We start from the raw sequence: 16,771 nt of genomic DNA on the forward strand, positions 1-16,771 counted from the left end.
AGGAGAAAACAATGAGCTCAGGCAAAATTGCTCAGGTTGTTGGTCCTGTTGTAGACGTAGCGTTTGCAGCTGGTGATAAACTCCCTGAGATTAACAATGCATTGGTCGTTTATACTGATGAACAAAAGTCTAAACGTATCGTGCTCGAAGTAGCTCTTGAACTTGGAGAAGGTGTGGTTCGTACCATTGCCATGGAATCTACTGATGGATTGACTCGTGGACTAGAAGTTCTGGATACTGGTCGTCCAATCAGCGTTCCTGTTGGTAAAGATACCCTTGGACGTGTCTTTAACGTCCTTGGTGATACCATTGACTTGGAAGCACCTTTTGCAGAAGATGCAGAGCGTGAACCAATTCACAAAAAAGCACCAACTTTCGATGAATTGTCAACATCTACTGAAATCCTTGAAACAGGGATTAAAGTTATCGACTTGCTTGCCCCTTACCTTAAAGGTGGTAAAGTCGGACTCTTTGGTGGTGCCGGTGTTGGTAAAACCGTTCTTATTCAAGAGTTGATTCACAACATTGCCCAAGAGCACGGTGGTATTTCCGTGTTTACAGGTGTTGGTGAACGTACACGTGAAGGTAATGACCTTTACTGGGAAATGAAAGAATCTGGCGTTATTGAGAAAACAGCCATGGTCTTCGGTCAAATGAACGAACCACCTGGAGCACGTATGCGTGTTGCTCTTACTGGTTTGACAATTGCGGAATACTTCCGTGATGTCGAAGGTCAAGACGTGCTTCTCTTCATCGATAACATCTTCCGTTTCACTCAAGCAGGTTCTGAGGTTTCTGCCCTTCTTGGTCGTATGCCATCAGCCGTTGGTTACCAACCTACACTTGCTACTGAAATGGGTCAATTGCAAGAACGTATCACATCAACTAAAAAAGGTTCTGTTACATCAATCCAAGCCATCTACGTTCCAGCCGATGACTATACTGACCCAGCGCCAGCTACAGCATTTGCTCACTTGGATTCTACAACCAACCTTGAACGTAAGTTGACACAAATGGGTATTTACCCAGCCGTTGACCCATTGGCATCAAGCTCACGTGCCCTTTCACCTGAAATTGTTGGTGAAGAACACTATGCTGTTGCGACTGAAGTTCAACGTGTGCTTCAACGTTACCGTGAATTGCAAGATATTATCGCTATCCTTGGTATGGATGAATTGTCAGACGAAGAAAAAACATTGGTTGGACGTGCTCGTCGTATCCAATTCTTCTTGTCACAAAACTTTAACGTTGCTGAACAGTTTACAGGTCAACCAGGTTCTTATGTTCCAGTTGCTGAAACCGTTCGTAGCTTTAAAGAAATCCTTGAAGGTAAATATGATAATCTTCCAGAAGATGCCTTCCGTAGCGTAGGTCCAATTGAGGATGTAGTAGCTAAAGCTAAAGCTATGGGCTACTAATGAGGTGAAGATATGGCACAAATGACCGTACAAGTGGTAACTCCGGATGGTCTGAAATATGACCACCATGCCAGCTTTATCCACGCGGTTACTAAAGATGGTCAAATTGGTATCTTGCCAGGCCATATTAACTTGATTGCGCCACTTGAAGTGGATGAACTCAAGGTTCGTCGTGTGGATGACGAGAGTCACGTCGATTGGATTGCCGTAAACGGTGGTATCATCGAAGTTAAAGATGATTTTATTACTATCGTTGCCGATTCAGCAGAACGTGAACGCGACATTGACGTTTCTCGTGCCGAACGTGCCAAGCAACGTGCCGAACGTGACTTGGAAGAAGCAACTAAATCTGACCGTATTGATGAAGTTCAACGTGCTCAGGTTGCTCTCCGTCGAGCACTTAATCGTATCAGTGTCGGTACAAAATAAGACAACAAAAAACGAGACTTTGGTCCCGTTTTTTATTTGTCGTAAAAGAAAACATGAGAAGTAGCAAAGTTATCAAAGAAAGCTCATTTTAAAACCTATCTGAAGGTAAGATAAAAAATCAGATTTCCAGTCCTGAAAACGGTTAATTTAGCTTTTACTTTAGTTTAAGGTATCAAAGTGTTATAATATAAGCTGTTAGCTTTATATTTTAAGAGAAAATGTATAGTAACGTAATAGAAAGTATGAGTTTTTTAAAGATATGAAAATTGAAAAGAAGCATCTTTTAGATTACACCATCTTGATACCTTATTTAATCTTATCCATAGTTGGTTTAATAGTAGTGTATTCAACAACAAGTGCTCGTTTAGTAGCCTTGGGAGCCAATCCCTTCGCATCTGTTATAAACCAAGGAGCCTTTTGGTTGGTATCCTTGTTCTCTATTTTTTTCATCTACCGACTGAAGTTGAACTTTCTCAGGAAAGATAAGCTTTTGGGTGTTGTTATTGCCTTTGAGATTTTACTTTTGGTCATTGCCAAATTTTTCACCAGGGAAATCAATGGTGCCAATGGTTGGATTGTGCTTGGTCCCTTGTCTTTCCAACCAGCGGAGTACCTTAAGATCATTGTTGTCTGGTTTTTGGCACACACTTTTTCAAAAAAACAGTCTGCTATAGAACGTTATGACTACCAAGCCTTGACGAAGAATAGATGGATTCCTAGGAATGGTAAGGAACTTAATGACTGGCGTGTTTATTTGCTTGTAATGATTGGTTTGGTTGCTATCCAACCTGACTTGGGTAATGCGGCTATCATTGTATTGACTACGGTAGTTATGTTTTCAATTTCTGGTGTTGGCTACCGTTGGTTCACGGCCTTATTTGCAGGCATTGTAGGGATTTCATCAGCCTTCCTTGGTTTAATTGCCTTGGTTGGGGTTCAAACCATGGCTAAGGTACCTATCTTCGGTTATGTTGCCAAGCGTTTCGCAGCATATTTTAATCCGTTCAAGGATTTGACTGGATCTGGTCTCCAGCTATCTCATTCCTACTATGCTATGAGTAATGGGGGCTGGTTCGGTCTTGGACTTGGAAATTCGATTGAAAAAACTGGTTATCTCCCAGAAGCTACAACAGACTTTGTGTTTTCAATTGCAATTGAAGAGTTAGGTCTTATCGGAGCTGGCTTGATTCTGGCCCTCCTCTTTTTCCTCATTCTTCGTATTATGATTGTGGGAGTAAAGGCACGAAATCCTTTTAACTCTATGATGGCATTGGGTGTAGGTGCCTTAATGCTAATGCAGGTCTTCGTTAACATCGGAGGAATCTCAGGGCTAATTCCATCAACAGGGGTTACCTTCCCCTTCCTTTCGCAAGGAGGTAACTCTCTTTTAGTGACTTCAGTTGGGATAGCCTTTGTCTTGAACATCGCTGCTAATGAAAAGCGTGATAATATTGTTCAAGCGATTGAGGATGAGTTATCTCAGACTCAAGAATTGGAAAATCAAGATGAAAAAATCGTACCTTTAAGAAGAAGTCGTTAATACGGCTTCTTTTTTCGTTAGATGGTGTTAGTCAGTAGTATGAATATAGTGAAAGCTAATAGGAGCAGTAGAAATAGAATTAGTGAAAGGAATATTTGTAATTACTCTAAAGAAAAACTGAAAACTATATAAAATACTTGCAATTCTATGACATTTTGATAGAATAGTAGAGTAAAGTTAGACTGTATTGCCTACTGTCTATCTATAAAATATATTTTATTGGAGGCTTTTCCTAAATGGCAAAAGAAAAATACGATCGTAGTAAACCACACGTTAACATTGGTACAATCGGACACGTTGACCACGGTAAAACTACTTTGACAGCTGCTATCACAACTGTATTGGCTCGTCGTCTTCCTAGCGCAGTTAACACACCAAAAGACTACGCTTCAATCGACGCTGCTCCAGAAGAACGTGAACGCGGTATCACAATCAACACTGCACACGTTGAGTATGAAACTGAAAAACGTCACTACGCTCACATCGACGCGCCAGGACACGCGGACTACGTTAAAAACATGATCACTGGTGCCGCTCAAATGGACGGTGCGATCCTTGTAGTAGCATCTACTGACGGACCAATGCCACAAACTCGTGAGCACATCCTTCTTTCACGTCAGGTTGGTGTTAAACACCTTATCGTCTTCATGAACAAAGTTGACTTGGTTGACGATGAAGAATTGCTTGAATTGGTTGAAATGGAAATCCGTGACCTTCTTTCAGAATACGATTTCCCAGGTGATGACATTCCAGTTATCCAAGGTTCAGCTCTTAAAGCTCTTGAAGGTGATTCTAAATACGAAGACATCATCATGGACTTGATGAACACTGTTGACGAATACATTCCAGAACCAGAACGTGACACTGACAAACCATTGTTGCTTCCAGTCGAAGACGTATTCTCAATTACTGGTCGTGGTACTGTTGCTTCAGGACGTATCGACCGTGGTGTTGTTCGTGTCAATGACGAAGTTGAAATCGTTGGTCTTAAAGAAGAAATCCAAAAAGCAGTTGTTACTGGTGTTGAAATGTTCCGTAAACAACTTGACGAAGGTATTGCCGGAGATAACGTCGGTGTCCTTCTTCGTGGTATCCAACGTGATGAAATCGAACGTGGTCAAGTATTGGCTGCACCTGGTTCAATCAACCCACACACTAAATTCAAAGGTGAAGTTTACATCCTTTCTAAAGAAGAAGGTGGACGTCACACTCCATTCTTCAACAACTACCGTCCACAGTTCTACTTCCGTACAACTGACGTAACAGGTTCAATCGAACTTCCTGCAGGTACTGAAATGGTTATGCCTGGTGATAACGTGACTATCGACGTTGAGTTGATCCACCCAATCGCCGTTGAACAAGGTACAACATTCTCTATCCGTGAAGGTGGACGTACTGTTGGTTCAGGTATCGTATCTGAAATCGAAGCTTAATTAATATTAAGTTCCCAATACAATTATTCGTCAGACAATAATTGAGAGAGTCGAGGTTACTCGGCTCTTTTTGGTGTTAAAAAATACTTGTGATTCTATACTTTTAAACTGTTTAAGGTGCTTAAGCTAAGTTTTGATAGTGAAAAAAATCATAAAGCAAGTCGAGTTTTCGGAATTTTCCTAAAATCCTAGTAATAGTAAGGGATTTGTGATAAAATAAACGAGTAAATAAATAAAAGAAGAGGTATGTGAAATGTCACGTAAACCATTTATCGCTGGTAACTGGAAAATGAACAAAAATCCAGAAGAAGCAAAAGCATTCGTTGAAGCTGTAGCATCAAAACTTCCTTCATCAGATCTTGTTGAAGCTGGTATCGCAGCTCCTGCAGTTGACTTGACAGCTGTACTTGCCGCTGCTAAAGGTTCAAACCTTAAAGTTGCTGCACAAAACACTTACTTTGAAAATGCTGGTGCCTTCACTGGTGAAACTAGCCCACAAGTTTTGAAAGAAATCGGTACTGACTACGTTGTTATCGGTCACTCAGAACGTCGTGACTACTTCCACGAAACTGATGAAGACATCAACAAAAAAGCAAAAGCAATCTTTGCTAACGGTATGCTTCCAATCATCTGTTGTGGTGAATCACTTGAAACTTACGAAGCTGGTAAAGCAGCAGAATTCGTAGGAGCTCAAGTTTCAGCTGCTCTTGCTGGATTGACTGCAGAACAAGTAGCTTCAACAGTAATCGCATACGAACCAATCTGGGCTATCGGTACTGGTAAATCAGCTTCACAAGACGACGCACAAAAAATGTGTAAAGTTGTTCGTGACGTTGTAGCTGCTGACTTTGGTCAAGAAGTTGCTGACAAAGTACGTGTTCAATACGGTGGATCAGTTAAACCTGAAAACGTTGCTGAATACATGGCTTGTCCAGACGTTGACGGAGCTCTTGTAGGTGGTGCATCACTTGAAGCTGAAAGCTTCTTGGCATTGCTTGACTTCGTTAAATAATTTTACATAAAGTCGGGGTTTCCCTCGGCTTTTTTTGATGAATAGATTTAATAATTGCTTGGGATAAGACAAATGCTATTGGTTTGTAAAAACGAACGCTTTAGGTCCTGTATTTTATAGGTTTAGGGGCTCACAAATAGAATTGGATTGTCCCAAGAGGCAGATAATATGCTATAATGAGAGTAGTATAACTAGAGCGCAGGCACTGATAGTCTGTTTGCTCCGCATTTTTCCAAGAAGAGGAGAATTAGAAATCATGACTTTTGATGCAATTGACCAAATGGCGGTCAGCACTATTCGTTCGCTTTCGATCGAGGCCATTCAAGCCGCGAATTCTGGACACCCAGGTCTTCCTATGGGTGCAGCGCCAATGGCATATGTACTTTGGAACCATGTGATGAATGTTAATCCAAAGACTAGCCGTAACTGGACAAACCGTGACCGTTTTGTTCTTTCTGCAGGTCATGGTTCTGCTTTGCTTTATAGCCTCTTGCACCTTTCAGGCTATGATGTATCAATGGATGATTTGAAGAACTTCCGTCAATGGGGTTCTAAGACTCCAGGTCACCCTGAAGTTAATCATACTGATGGTGTTGAAGCAACATCAGGTCCTCTTGGTCAAGGAATTGCTAATGCAGTAGGTATGGCAATGGCTGAAGCACATTTGGCTGCTAAATTTAACAAGCCTGGTTTTGATATTGTTGATCATTATACTTATGCCCTCCATGGAGATGGTTGTTTGATGGAAGGTGTTTCTCAAGAAGCTGCTAGTCTTGCTGGTCATCTTAAACTTGGTAAGTTGGTTCTTCTTTACGATTCAAATGATATCTCACTTGATGGACCAACATCAATGGCTTTCACTGAGGATGTTAAGGCTAAGTTTGAAGCTTATGGTTGGCAACACATCCTTGTTAAAGATGGTAATGATTTGGAAGCTATTGCTAAGGCTATCGAAGAGGCTAAGGCAGAGACAGATAAACCATCTATCATTGAAGTTAAGACAATCATTGGTTATGGAGCTGAAGGCCAAGGAACATCAGCTGTCCACGGTGCTCCAATTGGTCAAGAGGGTATCGACCGTGCTAAAGGTGTTTACGGATATGATGCCCCAGCCTTTACAGTACCAGACGAAGTCGCTCGTCGTTTTGAAGTTGGTATTAAATTCCGTGGTGAAGCTGCTGAAAATGCTTGGCAAACTAAATTTGCAGAATATGAAGCTGCTTACCCAGAATTGGCTGCTGAATACAAGACTGCTTTTGCAAATGAAACTGTACACGTTGACTTGAATGCTCATGAATTGGGTTCAGCAGTAGCTAGCCGTGTGTCAAGCCAACAAGCTATCCAACAGATTTCTGAACAAGTTCCTTCATTCTGGGGAGGTTCAGCAGACCTTTCAGCTTCTAACAATACTATGGTTAAGGCTGAGTCTGATTTCCAAGCAGACAACTATGCTGGACGTAATATTTGGTTTGGTGTACGTGAGTTTGCTATGGCTGCAGCGATGAATGGTATTGCTCTTCATGGTGGTACTCGTGTTTATGGTGGTACTTTCTTCGTCTTCTCAAACTACTTGCTTCCAGCAGTACGTATGGCAGCTCTTCAAAACTTGCCAGTAACTTATGTTATGACACACGACTCAGTGGCAGTTGGTGAAGATGGACCTACTCACGAACCAATCGAACAATTGGCAAGTGTGCGTTCAATGCCTAACCTTAACGTTATCCGTCCTGCAGATGGTAATGAAACTAATGCTGCATGGAAACGTGCCTTGGCTGAGACTGAACGTCCAACAATGCTAGTTTTGACACGTCAAAACTTGCCAGTCCTTGACGGTACAGCTGAAAATGCTGAAGCTGGTGTCAATAAAGGGGCTTACATCATCTCAGAAGCTAAAGGTGATCTTGACGGTATCATCATTGCGACTGGTTCTGAAGTGAAATTGGCTCTTGATACTCAAGCGGCTCTTGAAGCTGAAGGCGTGCATGTCCGTGTTGTTTCAATGCCATCACAAAATCTCTTTGATGAACAAGATGCTGCATATAAAGAAGAAGTTCTTCCAGCAGCTGTGACAAAACGTTTGGCTATCGAAGCTGGAACTAGCTTTGGTTGGGGCAAATACGTTGGTCTTGCAGGTAAGACACTTACTATTGATACTTGGGGTGCCTCAGCACCTGGTGACCGTATCTTTAAAGAATATGGTTTCACTGTTGAAAATGCAAGTCAACTTTACAAATCATTGTAAGAAAAGAAAGAGCGGCTCTTTGTCAACTGTAGTGGGTGACGAAAAGCTAACATCTAGAGAGAACCTGATAGGTTTTCTCTTTTTGTATGTTCAGAGTGATGAAAACACGCTTCCTAAAGTTAATAAAGTTTCTAAAACCGAAGCCCAGACGTTTGATGTCTTTGATAAGCTTATTGGTCCCCTCCAATTTTGCATTTGAGTAATGTGTTTCTAGTGCGTTTTTGATGTATGGTTTGTGTCTAAGGAAGGTCCTAAAGACAGTTTTGAAGTAATGATTGACCTTGCTTATATTCTCCTCTATGAGCTCAAAAAACTCATCTACCCTCTTCTCTTGAAAGTGAAACAGCAACAGCTGATAGAGGTTATAATAATTAGCGAGTTCTTCTGAAAAGTCTAGTGTCTTCCTAACGACTTCATGTGGACTTAAGGTTTGACCAAAGGTCTTCGAGTGAAATGATTTACAAGATAACTTACGGCTGTCCTTTTGGAAGAGTCGCCAGTGATTTTTCAAGGCTCGGTAGGGGAGTGATTTCTTATCAAACTGGTTCATAATGGCAATCCTTGTCTTTAAAAAGGCTCGACCAAGGTGCTGGATGATGTGGAAACGATCAATAATGATTTCGGCGTTTGGGAAAAGTCTGCGAGCTAGTGGGATATAGGCTCCTGACATATCCATTGTAATAAACTGTACCTTTTGTCGAACTTTCAATGGGTACTTTAAAAAGTGGTTTCGAATCGTGGTTTGACGGCGATTATCAAGAATGGTTATGAGTTTGTTGGTCTCATAGTTTTGCGCCACAAAAGCGAGTTCACCTTTCTTGAACCCAAACTCATCCCAAGACATAACAGCTGGGAGCTTGTCATAATGCTCCTTGAAAGTAAACTGGTCAAGCTTACGATAGACAGTGGATGTCGACACACGAAGTCTTCTGGCAATATCCGTTAGTGATACCTTCTCAGTTAGAAGTTGTGCAACCTTTTGCCGGACTAGATTGGAGATTTGGCAGTTTTTCTCAACGATTGATGTCTTAGCTACCGTGACTCTCCTACAATTTTTACACTGGAAGCGACGTTTCTTCAGACGTAGTAGTGTTGGAGTTCCCGCTTGCTCGAGAAGAGGGATTTTAGAAGGCTTTTGAAAGTCGTACTTGATCATCTTTCCATGGCAATGAGGACATGATGGTGCAGGGTAATCAAGTTTTGCTTGAATCTCGATATGAGTGTTAGTTTCAAAAACAAGTGAAATCTTGATATTTTGGTCTTTAATTCCGATTAATTCTGTGGTATTCTTAATAAGTCTCATAAGTTCTTCCTAATGATAGTTTGGTCGCTTTTCATTATAGTTCTTATGGGACTTTTTGTGTACACTCAAAAAGCTCTATAATCTCTACAGTGGTTTTACCCACTACAGAAATTATAGAGCCGAAAGAGCTTGGTTCGTCCAAGTTCTTTTTTCTAAATTTCATACAGAACTTGACTTTTTAGGACATAGTGCTAGAATGACTGTGTCAGCCGATTTAGCTCAGTTGGTAGAGCAACGCACTCGTAACGCGTAGGTCACAGGTTCGAAACCTGCAATCGGCATGGTCAGAAGTATTAAGATAGTAAAAAGAGATTTTTAGGAATCTTTTTTCTTATCCTTTTAGATAACCTATATTTCAATTGAGATTGTGCTTTTAAGCTAAAATTTGATAAAATAGAAGATGAAAAAAATCAGAAGGAAGTATCATGTCAAAAGGGTTATTAATCTCAATTGAAGGGCCAGACGGTGCTGGAAAGACTACAGTTTTGGAGGCTCTTTTGCCTCGTTTAAGAGAGGTTTATCCAGATCAAGTCGTGACGACACGTGAACCAGGCGGAGTGGCTATTGCAGAGCAAATCCGAGAGGTTATTTTGGATGTGGATAATACGGCTATGGATGCTAAGACAGAGCTCTTGCTCTATATTGCGGCTCGCCGTCAACATCTGGTTGAGAAGGTCTTACCAGAGCTTGAAAAAGGCAACATGGTCATCATGGATCGTTTTATTGATTCATCAGTTGCTTATCAAGGTACTGGTCGTGGCTTGAATCAGGATGAGATTGCCTGGTTAAATGCCTATGCGACTGATGGGCATAAACCTGATGTGACTCTATTGTTTGATGTGGATTCTGAGACTGGTTTGGCCCGCATTGCAGCCAGCGGTGAACGTGAAGTCAATCGGTTGGATTTAGAGAAGCTTGACTTGCATCAGCGTGTACGTCAAGGTTATTTAGATTTAGCACAGGCTGAACCAGAACGTATCAAGCTAATCGATGCCTCACAGGCTTTTGAAGATGTTGTAGAGGACGCTTGGAAAGTAATTAAAGGCTATTTATAAGGAGCAAGATGAAGTTAGCTGAAAGTCAAAGCAAACTATTTGAAGAGTTTTCACAAATTATCAGGGAAAATCGTTTGAGTCATGCTTATTTGTTTTCGGGTGATTTTGGAAGTCTCGACATGGCTATTTGGCTAGCACAGAGTCGATTTTGTGTGACTCCTGAGAATAGTCTACCTTGTGGTCATTGTCGTCCCTGTCGCTTGATTGCACAGGGGGACTTTTCTGATGTTAAATTAGTAGAGCCACAAGGACAGATTATTAAGACGGACACGATTCGTCAGTTGACCAGAGAGTTTAGTCAATCGAGTTTTGAGGGGCAGGCTCAGGTGTTTATCATTCGTGATGCAGATAAGATGCATGTCAATGCTGCCAATAGTCTATTAAAGTTTATTGAAGAACCTCAAAGTCAGATTTATATTTTTCTTTTGACAGCTGATGATAGTCGTATGTTACCGACGATTAAAAGTCGAGCTCAACTCTTTTATTTTCCTAAGAATCGGGCTTATCTGGAAGAATTACTGCAGAAGGAAGGCTTGTTGTTGACACAAGCCAAAGTGTTGGCGGATTTTGCCAAAGATGATGTTCAGGCTTTAGACTTAGCTAAGGATAATAGGATTCTTGATCTGATTAATACAGTAGAGCGTTTCACACAGTCCCTGCTATCTAATCAGGACCTGCTTTATTTGGATGTTGCAAAACTGGCTGTCCAGTGTAGTGAAAAGTCGGAACAAGAGATGGTCTGGGCTTTTTTAACTTATCAATTGGGGAAGGATATACAAAATCCACAAGTAAGACGATGGTTAGGCTTAGTTTATGAGGCACGAAAAATGTGGCTAGCTAATGTCAGCTTTCAAAATGCGATGGAGTATATGGTATTATCATGACAGAAGTCATTGGAATAAAATTTGAAGAAACTGGAGCAGTAGAATATGTTGTTCCTGATAAAAATTATGCCAAAGATGACTTTGTAGTCGTTTTGGAGAAAAAAGATAAACGCCTAGCCCAGGTTGTCATGGAAAACACAGATTTTCCTGAGGTTAGTTTGCCTGCGGATTTGAATCGGGTTGAAGGATTGGCAGGAGAGAAAGATTTCGCTAGATATGATGAAAATCTTTTGAAGGCTGAAAAGAGTATGGGAGTAGTAGCTGATTTAATTACTCAAAATCAGCTAGAAATGAAGGTGGTTGACATTGTCTTTCCGCTAAACTGCTCTTATGTGCTAATCAGTTTTGTTGCTGAAAAACGGGTAGATTTTCGTCAATTGCTCAAAGATTTGGCTTCTTACTTTAAGACACGTATTGAGTTGCGCCAAATTTCGAGTCGTGAGGAATCAAAGATTTATGGTGGCCTAGGACCTTGTGGCCGAGCACTTTGTTGTTCTAGTTTTTTGGGTGAATTCCCACCAGTATCGATTAAGATGGCTAAAAATCAGAGTTTATCTTTGAATTCTGGTAAGATGAATGGGGTCTGTGGTCGACTTATGTGTTGTCTCAGTTATGAAGATGACTTTTACCGAGATAGCAAGGCTAGTTATCCTGACTTGGGTGATGACATTGAAACCAAGGATGGCACAGGTCAGGTCGTTGCCATTGATGTAATTGCAGGGACCATTAAGGTTGTATTTGAAAAAGGGCGTGCGCCCCTAACTTATGGAGTGGAGGAAGTTCAGCTAAATGGAAAAGCGTGAATTGTATGATAAATTCGAGGAATTATCACAAAATTTGATGTCGATGTTGGCAGAAGTGGAAGCAATTAAGGCGAACTTCTCAGGGATTCTTGATGAAAATACGGCCCTCAAGTTGGAAAACGACAAGTTGCGTGAGCACTTGAGTCAAGTGGTTCAAGAGGAGACAGGGACTAAAATGTCTCATGGTAAGGTGAACCTCGAGGCTATTTATGATGATGGATTCCATATTTGTCCAGATTTTTACGGCCAACGTCGTGATAATAATGAAGCTTGTGGCTTCTGTGCAGAATTGTTGTACGGAGACTAAACATGCAGGTTCAAAAGAGTTTTAAGGGGCAATCTAGCTACGGTACCCTCTATCTGGTTCCCACACCTATTGGGAATTTGCAGGATATGACTTTTCGTAGTGTGCAAATCCTGAAAGAGGTGGATCTTATTTGTGCGGAGGACACGCGCAATACGGGTCTCTTGCTCAAGCATTTTGAGATTGAAACCAAGCAGTATTCTTTTCATGAGCACAATGCTTATGAGAAAATTCCAGATTTACTGGAGCGCTTGAAGTCAGGTCTTTCTTTGGCTCAGGTTTCTGATGCGGGGATGCCTTCTATTTCGGATCCTGGGCATGATTTGGTCAAAGCTGCCATTGCTGAGGATATTCCAGTGGTGGCCTTACCGGGAGCATCGGCTGGTATTACAGCCTTGATTGCCAGTGGTTTAGCACCCCAACCTCATATTTTTTATGGCTTCCTACCCCGTAAAAAAGGACAGCAGATTGATTTCTTCAAGGAAAAACTGTCTTATCCTGAGACACAGATTTTTTACGAGTCACCTTACCGTGTGGCGGACACCCTTGAAAATATGCATGAGGTCTATGGGAACCGTCAAGTAACTTTAGTTCGAGAATTGACCAAGCTTTATGAAGAGTACCAACGAGGATCTATTTCAGAAGTTTTAGATTATATTGCTAGTAATCCTCTCAAGGGTGAATGTTTACTGATTGTGGCTGGAGCTTCTGAAAATGATAAGGAAGAAAATCTAACATCAAATGTTACCCCGGTAGAGGCTGTAGAAGCTTTAATTGCCTCTGGAATGAAACCTAATCAGGCTATAAAAACCGTTGCTAAAGAGCGAAAAATGAATAGACAAGAGCTTTATAACCTTTTTCATGGGGTTTAAGAGGCTCTTTTTTGTGGCAACACAAGATGTTAGAAAAGAAAGAATTATCAAAAAATTCCGTAAATACACTTGTTTGTCTCATGATTTTGTGTTATATTATCTGACATAAAATAATTTATGCATTGGAGTGGTTTCATGGATACAGGTAGCAGTGCCTTTATATTGATTTGTTCTGCCATGGTTTGTTTGATGACACCAGCCTTGGCTGCCAATGGTTTGGCGGTTCACGCGCTAATAACCACTCATGTGTCAGCTGCTGCAGCCATGTTTTCATGGTTGGCAATTGAAAAACATGTCACAGGACATCCATCCTTGGTTGGTGGTTCAACCGGTTTGGTAGCAGGTCTAGTTGCAATCACACCTGGAGCTGGTTTTGTTTCAATTTGGAGTGCTATCCGTATTCGTACTGGTGAACGTGGTGGAGACGCCATTTAATATAATGGAGGCTTAAACCGGTTGGTTTGGGTCTTTTTTAGTGAATTTTGATATACTTAGAGGAGTTAGTATGATTGAGGGGGTGACCGATTGGCAAAAGGAAAAAAGAAAAGCAACACGAAAGCTAGACCTAAGAAAACTAAAAAGAAAAAGAAGTCTTTCTTGCTCTTTCCTAAATTTTTCCAGAAGTGGAGTCTGATTTTTATTGGCCTATTTGCCTTATTGGGACTCCTTGCTAGTTTGAATTTTCCAAGGTTGACCATGGAAAAGAACATGACATCTACGGATGAGACGACGGTTGCTTTTATTGCCGAGATTGGCGAGACGTCCCGCTATTTGGCGGCTAGAAACGATCTTTATGCATCTGTCATGATTGCTCAGGCCATCTTGGAATCTGACTCTGGACAATCCAGTTTGAGTCAGAAGCCATCCTATAACTTCTTTGGGATTAAGGGGGACTACAATGGTCAAAGTGTAACCCTACCAACCTGGGAGGATGATGGTAAGGGCAATCCTTACTATATTGATGCAGCTTTTCGTTCTTATGGCTCTGTGGAAAATTCTTTACAGGACTACGTAGACTTCCTTGAGGGCAGCTACTATGTAGGTGTACACCGTTCCAAGACTAAGAATTATAAGGATGCAACGGCTGCCCTAACAGGGGTTTATGCAACAGATACAACCTATGGGGATAAATTGAACAGCATCATTGAACAATATCAGTTAACCATTTATGACACTTATTAGGAAGGTGAGAGCGACAATGAGTGATTTAGATAAAACAGTTGATTTTATTAAAGAAATAGAGAAATTGAAGTCCGTAACAAGATTTAATAGAACCCTTGATGGAAGATTTGAAAATAGCGCTGAGCATTCCTGGCAGGGTGCGATAGCTGCGATGGTTTTTCAAGATTATTATCCTGAAAAATTGAATATGGAAAAGGTCATTTCTATGTTACTGATTCATGATCTAGGTGAGATTTATGCTGGAGATACTTGGGTTTTTGACGATAAAAAAAAGGTTCACTCTCATGATAGAGAGCTAGAATCTATTAAAAAAACAATGAGCATCCTTCCAGAAGAAAAATATTTGAATATGAAAAAATCTTGGCTAGAATTTGAAAAAGGGCAGAGTGCTGAGGCAAGATATGCAAGAGTCATTGACGCATTGGTACCACTAATAAATCACTTGGAAGTGTCAGAATGTAATTATAATCCAGATAATATTAGTTCAGACATGGTATTAGAAAAGAAAAAATTTATAAAAAGTGAGTCTGAAGAGTTATGGAAGCTGACGGAAGAGTTGGTTAAGAAAAGTGTAGAAAAGGGCTTGTATTTGTAATATCAATAGGCCCCCTACGGAATGGTTTATAGACAACATGATGTGTCGATTCGGCACGTCTTTTTTGATTTTTATGTGTTATAATGGAGGTAGTTACATTAGGAATTGAGATGCACACCTCGATGGATTTTTGCACTCCCTTGAAAGAGAGAAGGTTAGATAGTATGATTAAATTGATAGCAATAGATATGGACGGGACGCTCTTAAATAGCCAAAAAGAGATTCCTGAAGAGAATATCAAGGCTATTCAAGAAGCGGCTGCGGCAGGTATCAAAATTGTCCTTTGTACAGGACGCCCACGTTCAGGCATTCTTCCACATTTTGAGAAATTAGGACTGAGTGAAGAAGAGTACATTATCATGAACAATGGTTGCTCTACTTATGAAACTAAAAATTGGACCTTGCTTCAATCTGAAAGTTTATCTCGCCCTGAAATGGAAGAACTCTTGCAGGCTTGCGAAGATTTTCCAGAGGTGGCTCTAACCTTGACTGGAGAAAAGACTTACTATGTTGTGGGCGATGAGGTGCCTGAGTTAGTAGCTTATGATGCTAGCACTGTCTTCACAGAAGCGAAAGCTAGGAGTTTGGAAGAAATCTTTGCGGAAGGTCAAGTGATTTTCCAAGCCATGTATATGGCTGATTCTGAACCTTTGGACGCCTTCCAAAATGCCGTGCAAGATGGACTTAGTCAGAGCTATAGTACAGTTCGTAGTCAAGACTATATCTTTGAAATCATGCCACAAGGGGCAACAAAGGCTAGCGGGCTTAAACATTTAGCAGAAAAGCTTGACATTAACCCAGATCAAATCATGGCTCTAGGCGATGCTGCCAATGACCTTGAAATGCTTCAATTCGTCGGTCAAAGCGTTGCCATGGGTAATGCGAGTGACGGCATTAAGGCTTTGTGTAAGTATGTGACTTTGACAAATGACGAGGCAGGTGTGGCACACGCCATTCGTACTTGGGCTCTATAAGAAAAAGACCTTTAGCTTTATTGTTTGCTAAAGGTTTTTCGATTTCTGATAATGGCAATGAGAGTAGTAAGTGTGATAGTGACATCAGTGATGGCAGCTGGGTAAGCCTGAATGGTCAAATCGTAAATTAGCCAAAGTAACATATTTTCAATAATGACCCAGCGAAGCCACTGAAGGTTTGGTGTGGCAGCAATAGCTAGGCTATAGGAAACTGAAGAGATGATAGGTAAATAACCAATAATCCCAAGTTGATTGAGATAGGTTCCGACGATGATTTGAATAATGATGAGGATGGTCAAGATAGTCTTGGTCATCTTCTTTTTGACCATCAGGCTATTACGTATGATGGAAATACTAATGGTTAAAGCACCGGTATAGCCTCCGAGAAGCAGGTTGGCAATAGCAGTAAAAATATAGTCGGTAATTTGCCAGACGAGCATGTTATTTTTTGATTTTGCAAAAGAGGATATGGCGACACATAGGGCACCTATGGCTGAGAATACTTGTGCTAGAAGATAGAATGTCATGGTATAACTTTCAATTTTTTGTCTCTATTATATCACAAGGATTCAAGATATTTTCATCTCTATTTTAGGATTTACAAGGCTAACATGTTAGCGTTTACATTAGAAAATGATATAATAAAAGTGTAGAAGATATTCTTCCCTTAAAAGTAGAGAGAACCTGATGTTTCCTTATAATATAGGCCCTATCTTTACTTTTTA

Annotated in this window: 15 protein-coding genes, 1 tRNA gene and 2 pseudogenes; 16 read left to right on the forward strand and 2 right to left on the reverse strand. The window is 40.8% G+C overall.

Annotation, left to right across the window (positions count from 1 at the left end; genetic code table 11):
* The first annotated feature begins 11 nt into the window (after nucleotides 1–11).
* From atpD to tkt, 6 genes are all read left to right on the forward strand, one after another.
* Nucleotides 12–1,418 carry a F0F1 ATP synthase subunit beta gene (gene atpD, locus NYE32_RS02285; RefSeq protein WP_002890209.1) on the forward strand — a complete coding sequence of 469 codons (1,407 nt, stop codon included), beginning with the start codon at nucleotides 12–14 and terminating at the stop codon, nucleotides 1,416–1,418.
* A gap of 12 nt (nucleotides 1,419–1,430) precedes the next feature.
* On the forward strand, nucleotides 1,431–1,847 hold the full coding sequence (locus tag NYE32_RS02290) for a F0F1 ATP synthase subunit epsilon (protein ID WP_002890211.1): 417 nt from the start codon (nucleotides 1,431–1,433) through the stop codon (nucleotides 1,845–1,847).
* Nucleotides 1,848–2,106: 259 nt separating this feature from the next.
* Complete coding sequence (locus tag NYE32_RS02295; RefSeq protein WP_037599630.1) at nucleotides 2,107–3,387, forward strand: FtsW/RodA/SpoVE family cell cycle protein; 1,281 nt, start codon at nucleotides 2,107–2,109, stop codon at nucleotides 3,385–3,387.
* A gap of 236 nt (nucleotides 3,388–3,623) precedes the next feature.
* Nucleotides 3,624–4,820, forward strand: a complete 1,197-nt coding sequence (tuf, locus tag NYE32_RS02300) for an elongation factor Tu (RefSeq protein WP_002890213.1) — start codon at nucleotides 3,624–3,626, stop codon at nucleotides 4,818–4,820.
* Nucleotides 4,821–5,073: 253 nt separating this feature from the next.
* Complete coding sequence (gene tpiA / locus NYE32_RS02305; protein ID WP_002890214.1) at nucleotides 5,074–5,832, forward strand: triose-phosphate isomerase; 759 nt, start codon at nucleotides 5,074–5,076, stop codon at nucleotides 5,830–5,832.
* Between the two features lie 256 nt (nucleotides 5,833–6,088).
* A complete protein-coding gene (gene tkt, locus NYE32_RS02310; RefSeq protein ID WP_038675476.1) occupies nucleotides 6,089–8,074 on the forward strand; it encodes a transketolase in 1,986 nt (661 codons plus the stop codon).
* Nucleotides 8,075–8,127: 53 nt separating this feature from the next.
* On the opposite strand, the pseudogene NYE32_RS02315 reads toward tkt, so the two are convergent.
* Nucleotides 8,128–9,377: pseudogene (locus NYE32_RS02315) on the reverse strand (ISL3 family transposase).
* 208 nt (nucleotides 9,378–9,585) lie between these two features.
* Between NYE32_RS02315 and NYE32_RS02320 the strand changes: the two are divergent.
* The 10 genes and pseudogenes from NYE32_RS02320 to NYE32_RS02365 all read left to right on the forward strand — a co-directional run bounded on the left by NYE32_RS02320 (nucleotide 9,586) and on the right by NYE32_RS02365 (nucleotide 16,046).
* Nucleotides 9,586–9,658 (forward strand) — tRNA-Thr (locus NYE32_RS02320).
* A gap of 144 nt (nucleotides 9,659–9,802) precedes the next feature.
* A complete protein-coding gene (gene tmk, locus NYE32_RS02325; RefSeq protein ID WP_064524810.1) occupies nucleotides 9,803–10,432 on the forward strand; it encodes a dTMP kinase in 630 nt (209 codons plus the stop codon).
* A gap of 8 nt (nucleotides 10,433–10,440) precedes the next feature.
* Nucleotides 10,441–11,316, forward strand: coding sequence for a DNA polymerase III subunit delta' (locus NYE32_RS02330; protein WP_060971875.1), 876 nt, complete (start codon nucleotides 10,441–10,443; stop codon nucleotides 11,314–11,316).
* On the forward strand, nucleotides 11,313–12,119 hold the full coding sequence (ricT, locus tag NYE32_RS02335; RefSeq protein WP_060971874.1) for a regulatory iron-sulfur-containing complex subunit RicT: 807 nt from the start codon (nucleotides 11,313–11,315) through the stop codon (nucleotides 12,117–12,119). Before NYE32_RS02330 ends, ricT begins: the two co-directional genes overlap by 4 nt.
* On the forward strand, nucleotides 12,106–12,426 hold the full coding sequence (gene yabA, locus NYE32_RS02340) for a DNA replication initiation control protein YabA (protein ID WP_002887582.1): 321 nt from the start codon (nucleotides 12,106–12,108) through the stop codon (nucleotides 12,424–12,426). The genes ricT and yabA overlap by 14 nt, the downstream gene beginning before the upstream one ends.
* A gap of 2 nt (nucleotides 12,427–12,428) precedes the next feature.
* A complete protein-coding gene (gene rsmI, locus NYE32_RS02345) occupies nucleotides 12,429–13,295 on the forward strand; it encodes a 16S rRNA (cytidine(1402)-2'-O)-methyltransferase (RefSeq protein WP_002890224.1) in 867 nt (288 codons plus the stop codon).
* Nucleotides 13,296–13,493: 198 nt separating this feature from the next.
* A pseudogene (locus NYE32_RS02350) lies at nucleotides 13,494–13,691 on the forward strand (ammonia permease); the annotation flags it as partial.
* A gap of 129 nt (nucleotides 13,692–13,820) precedes the next feature.
* Nucleotides 13,821–14,477, forward strand: coding sequence for a glucosaminidase domain-containing protein (locus NYE32_RS02355; RefSeq protein ID WP_107372647.1), 657 nt, complete (start codon nucleotides 13,821–13,823; stop codon nucleotides 14,475–14,477).
* A gap of 16 nt (nucleotides 14,478–14,493) precedes the next feature.
* Nucleotides 14,494–15,072, forward strand: a complete 579-nt coding sequence (locus tag NYE32_RS02360) for an HD domain-containing protein (protein WP_156685439.1) — start codon at nucleotides 14,494–14,496, stop codon at nucleotides 15,070–15,072.
* A 164-nt stretch (nucleotides 15,073–15,236) separates the two neighbouring features.
* A complete protein-coding gene (locus NYE32_RS02365) occupies nucleotides 15,237–16,046 on the forward strand; it encodes a Cof-type HAD-IIB family hydrolase (RefSeq protein WP_155198060.1) in 810 nt (269 codons plus the stop codon).
* A gap of 17 nt (nucleotides 16,047–16,063) precedes the next feature.
* On the opposite strand, the gene NYE32_RS02370 is transcribed toward NYE32_RS02365, so the two are convergent.
* Entirely contained in the window at nucleotides 16,064–16,573 is a 510-nt protein-coding gene (locus NYE32_RS02370; protein WP_060971870.1) for a YgjV family protein, read from the reverse strand.
* Nucleotides 16,574–16,771: the final 198 nt, after the last annotated feature.

Origin of the sequence: Streptococcus sp. FSL R7-0248 (assembly GCF_037967965.1) — a bacterium.
GTDB lineage: Bacteria > Bacillota > Bacilli > Lactobacillales > Streptococcaceae > Streptococcus.

Bases quoted from the DNA above. Each gene is read 5' to 3' on its own strand.
- NYE32_RS02290 (WP_002890211.1), top strand. From the start codon at position 1,431: ATGGCACAAATGACCGTACAAGTGGTAACTCCGGATGGTCTGAAATAT.
- ricT (WP_060971874.1), top strand. From the start codon at position 11,313: ATGACAGAAGTCATTGGAATAAAATTTGAAGAAACTGGAGCAGTAGAA.
- tmk (WP_064524810.1), top strand. From the start codon at position 9,803: ATGTCAAAAGGGTTATTAATCTCAATTGAAGGGCCAGACGGTGCTGGA.
- tuf (WP_002890213.1), top strand. From the start codon at position 3,624: ATGGCAAAAGAAAAATACGATCGTAGTAAACCACACGTTAACATTGGT.
- NYE32_RS02330 (WP_060971875.1), top strand. From the start codon at position 10,441: ATGAAGTTAGCTGAAAGTCAAAGCAAACTATTTGAAGAGTTTTCACAA.
- tkt (WP_038675476.1), top strand. From the start codon at position 6,089: ATGACTTTTGATGCAATTGACCAAATGGCGGTCAGCACTATTCGTTCG.
- atpD (WP_002890209.1), top strand. From the start codon at position 12: ATGAGCTCAGGCAAAATTGCTCAGGTTGTTGGTCCTGTTGTAGACGTA.
- NYE32_RS02295 (WP_037599630.1), top strand. From the start codon at position 2,107: ATGAAAATTGAAAAGAAGCATCTTTTAGATTACACCATCTTGATACCT.
- yabA (WP_002887582.1), top strand. From the start codon at position 12,106: ATGGAAAAGCGTGAATTGTATGATAAATTCGAGGAATTATCACAAAAT.
- rsmI (WP_002890224.1), top strand. From the start codon at position 12,429: ATGCAGGTTCAAAAGAGTTTTAAGGGGCAATCTAGCTACGGTACCCTC.
- NYE32_RS02370 (WP_060971870.1), bottom strand. From the start codon at position 16,573: ATGACATTCTATCTTCTAGCACAAGTATTCTCAGCCATAGGTGCCCTA.
- tpiA (WP_002890214.1), top strand. From the start codon at position 5,074: ATGTCACGTAAACCATTTATCGCTGGTAACTGGAAAATGAACAAAAAT.
- NYE32_RS02365 (WP_155198060.1), top strand. From the start codon at position 15,237: ATGATTAAATTGATAGCAATAGATATGGACGGGACGCTCTTAAATAGC.
- NYE32_RS02360 (WP_156685439.1), top strand. From the start codon at position 14,494: ATGAGTGATTTAGATAAAACAGTTGATTTTATTAAAGAAATAGAGAAA.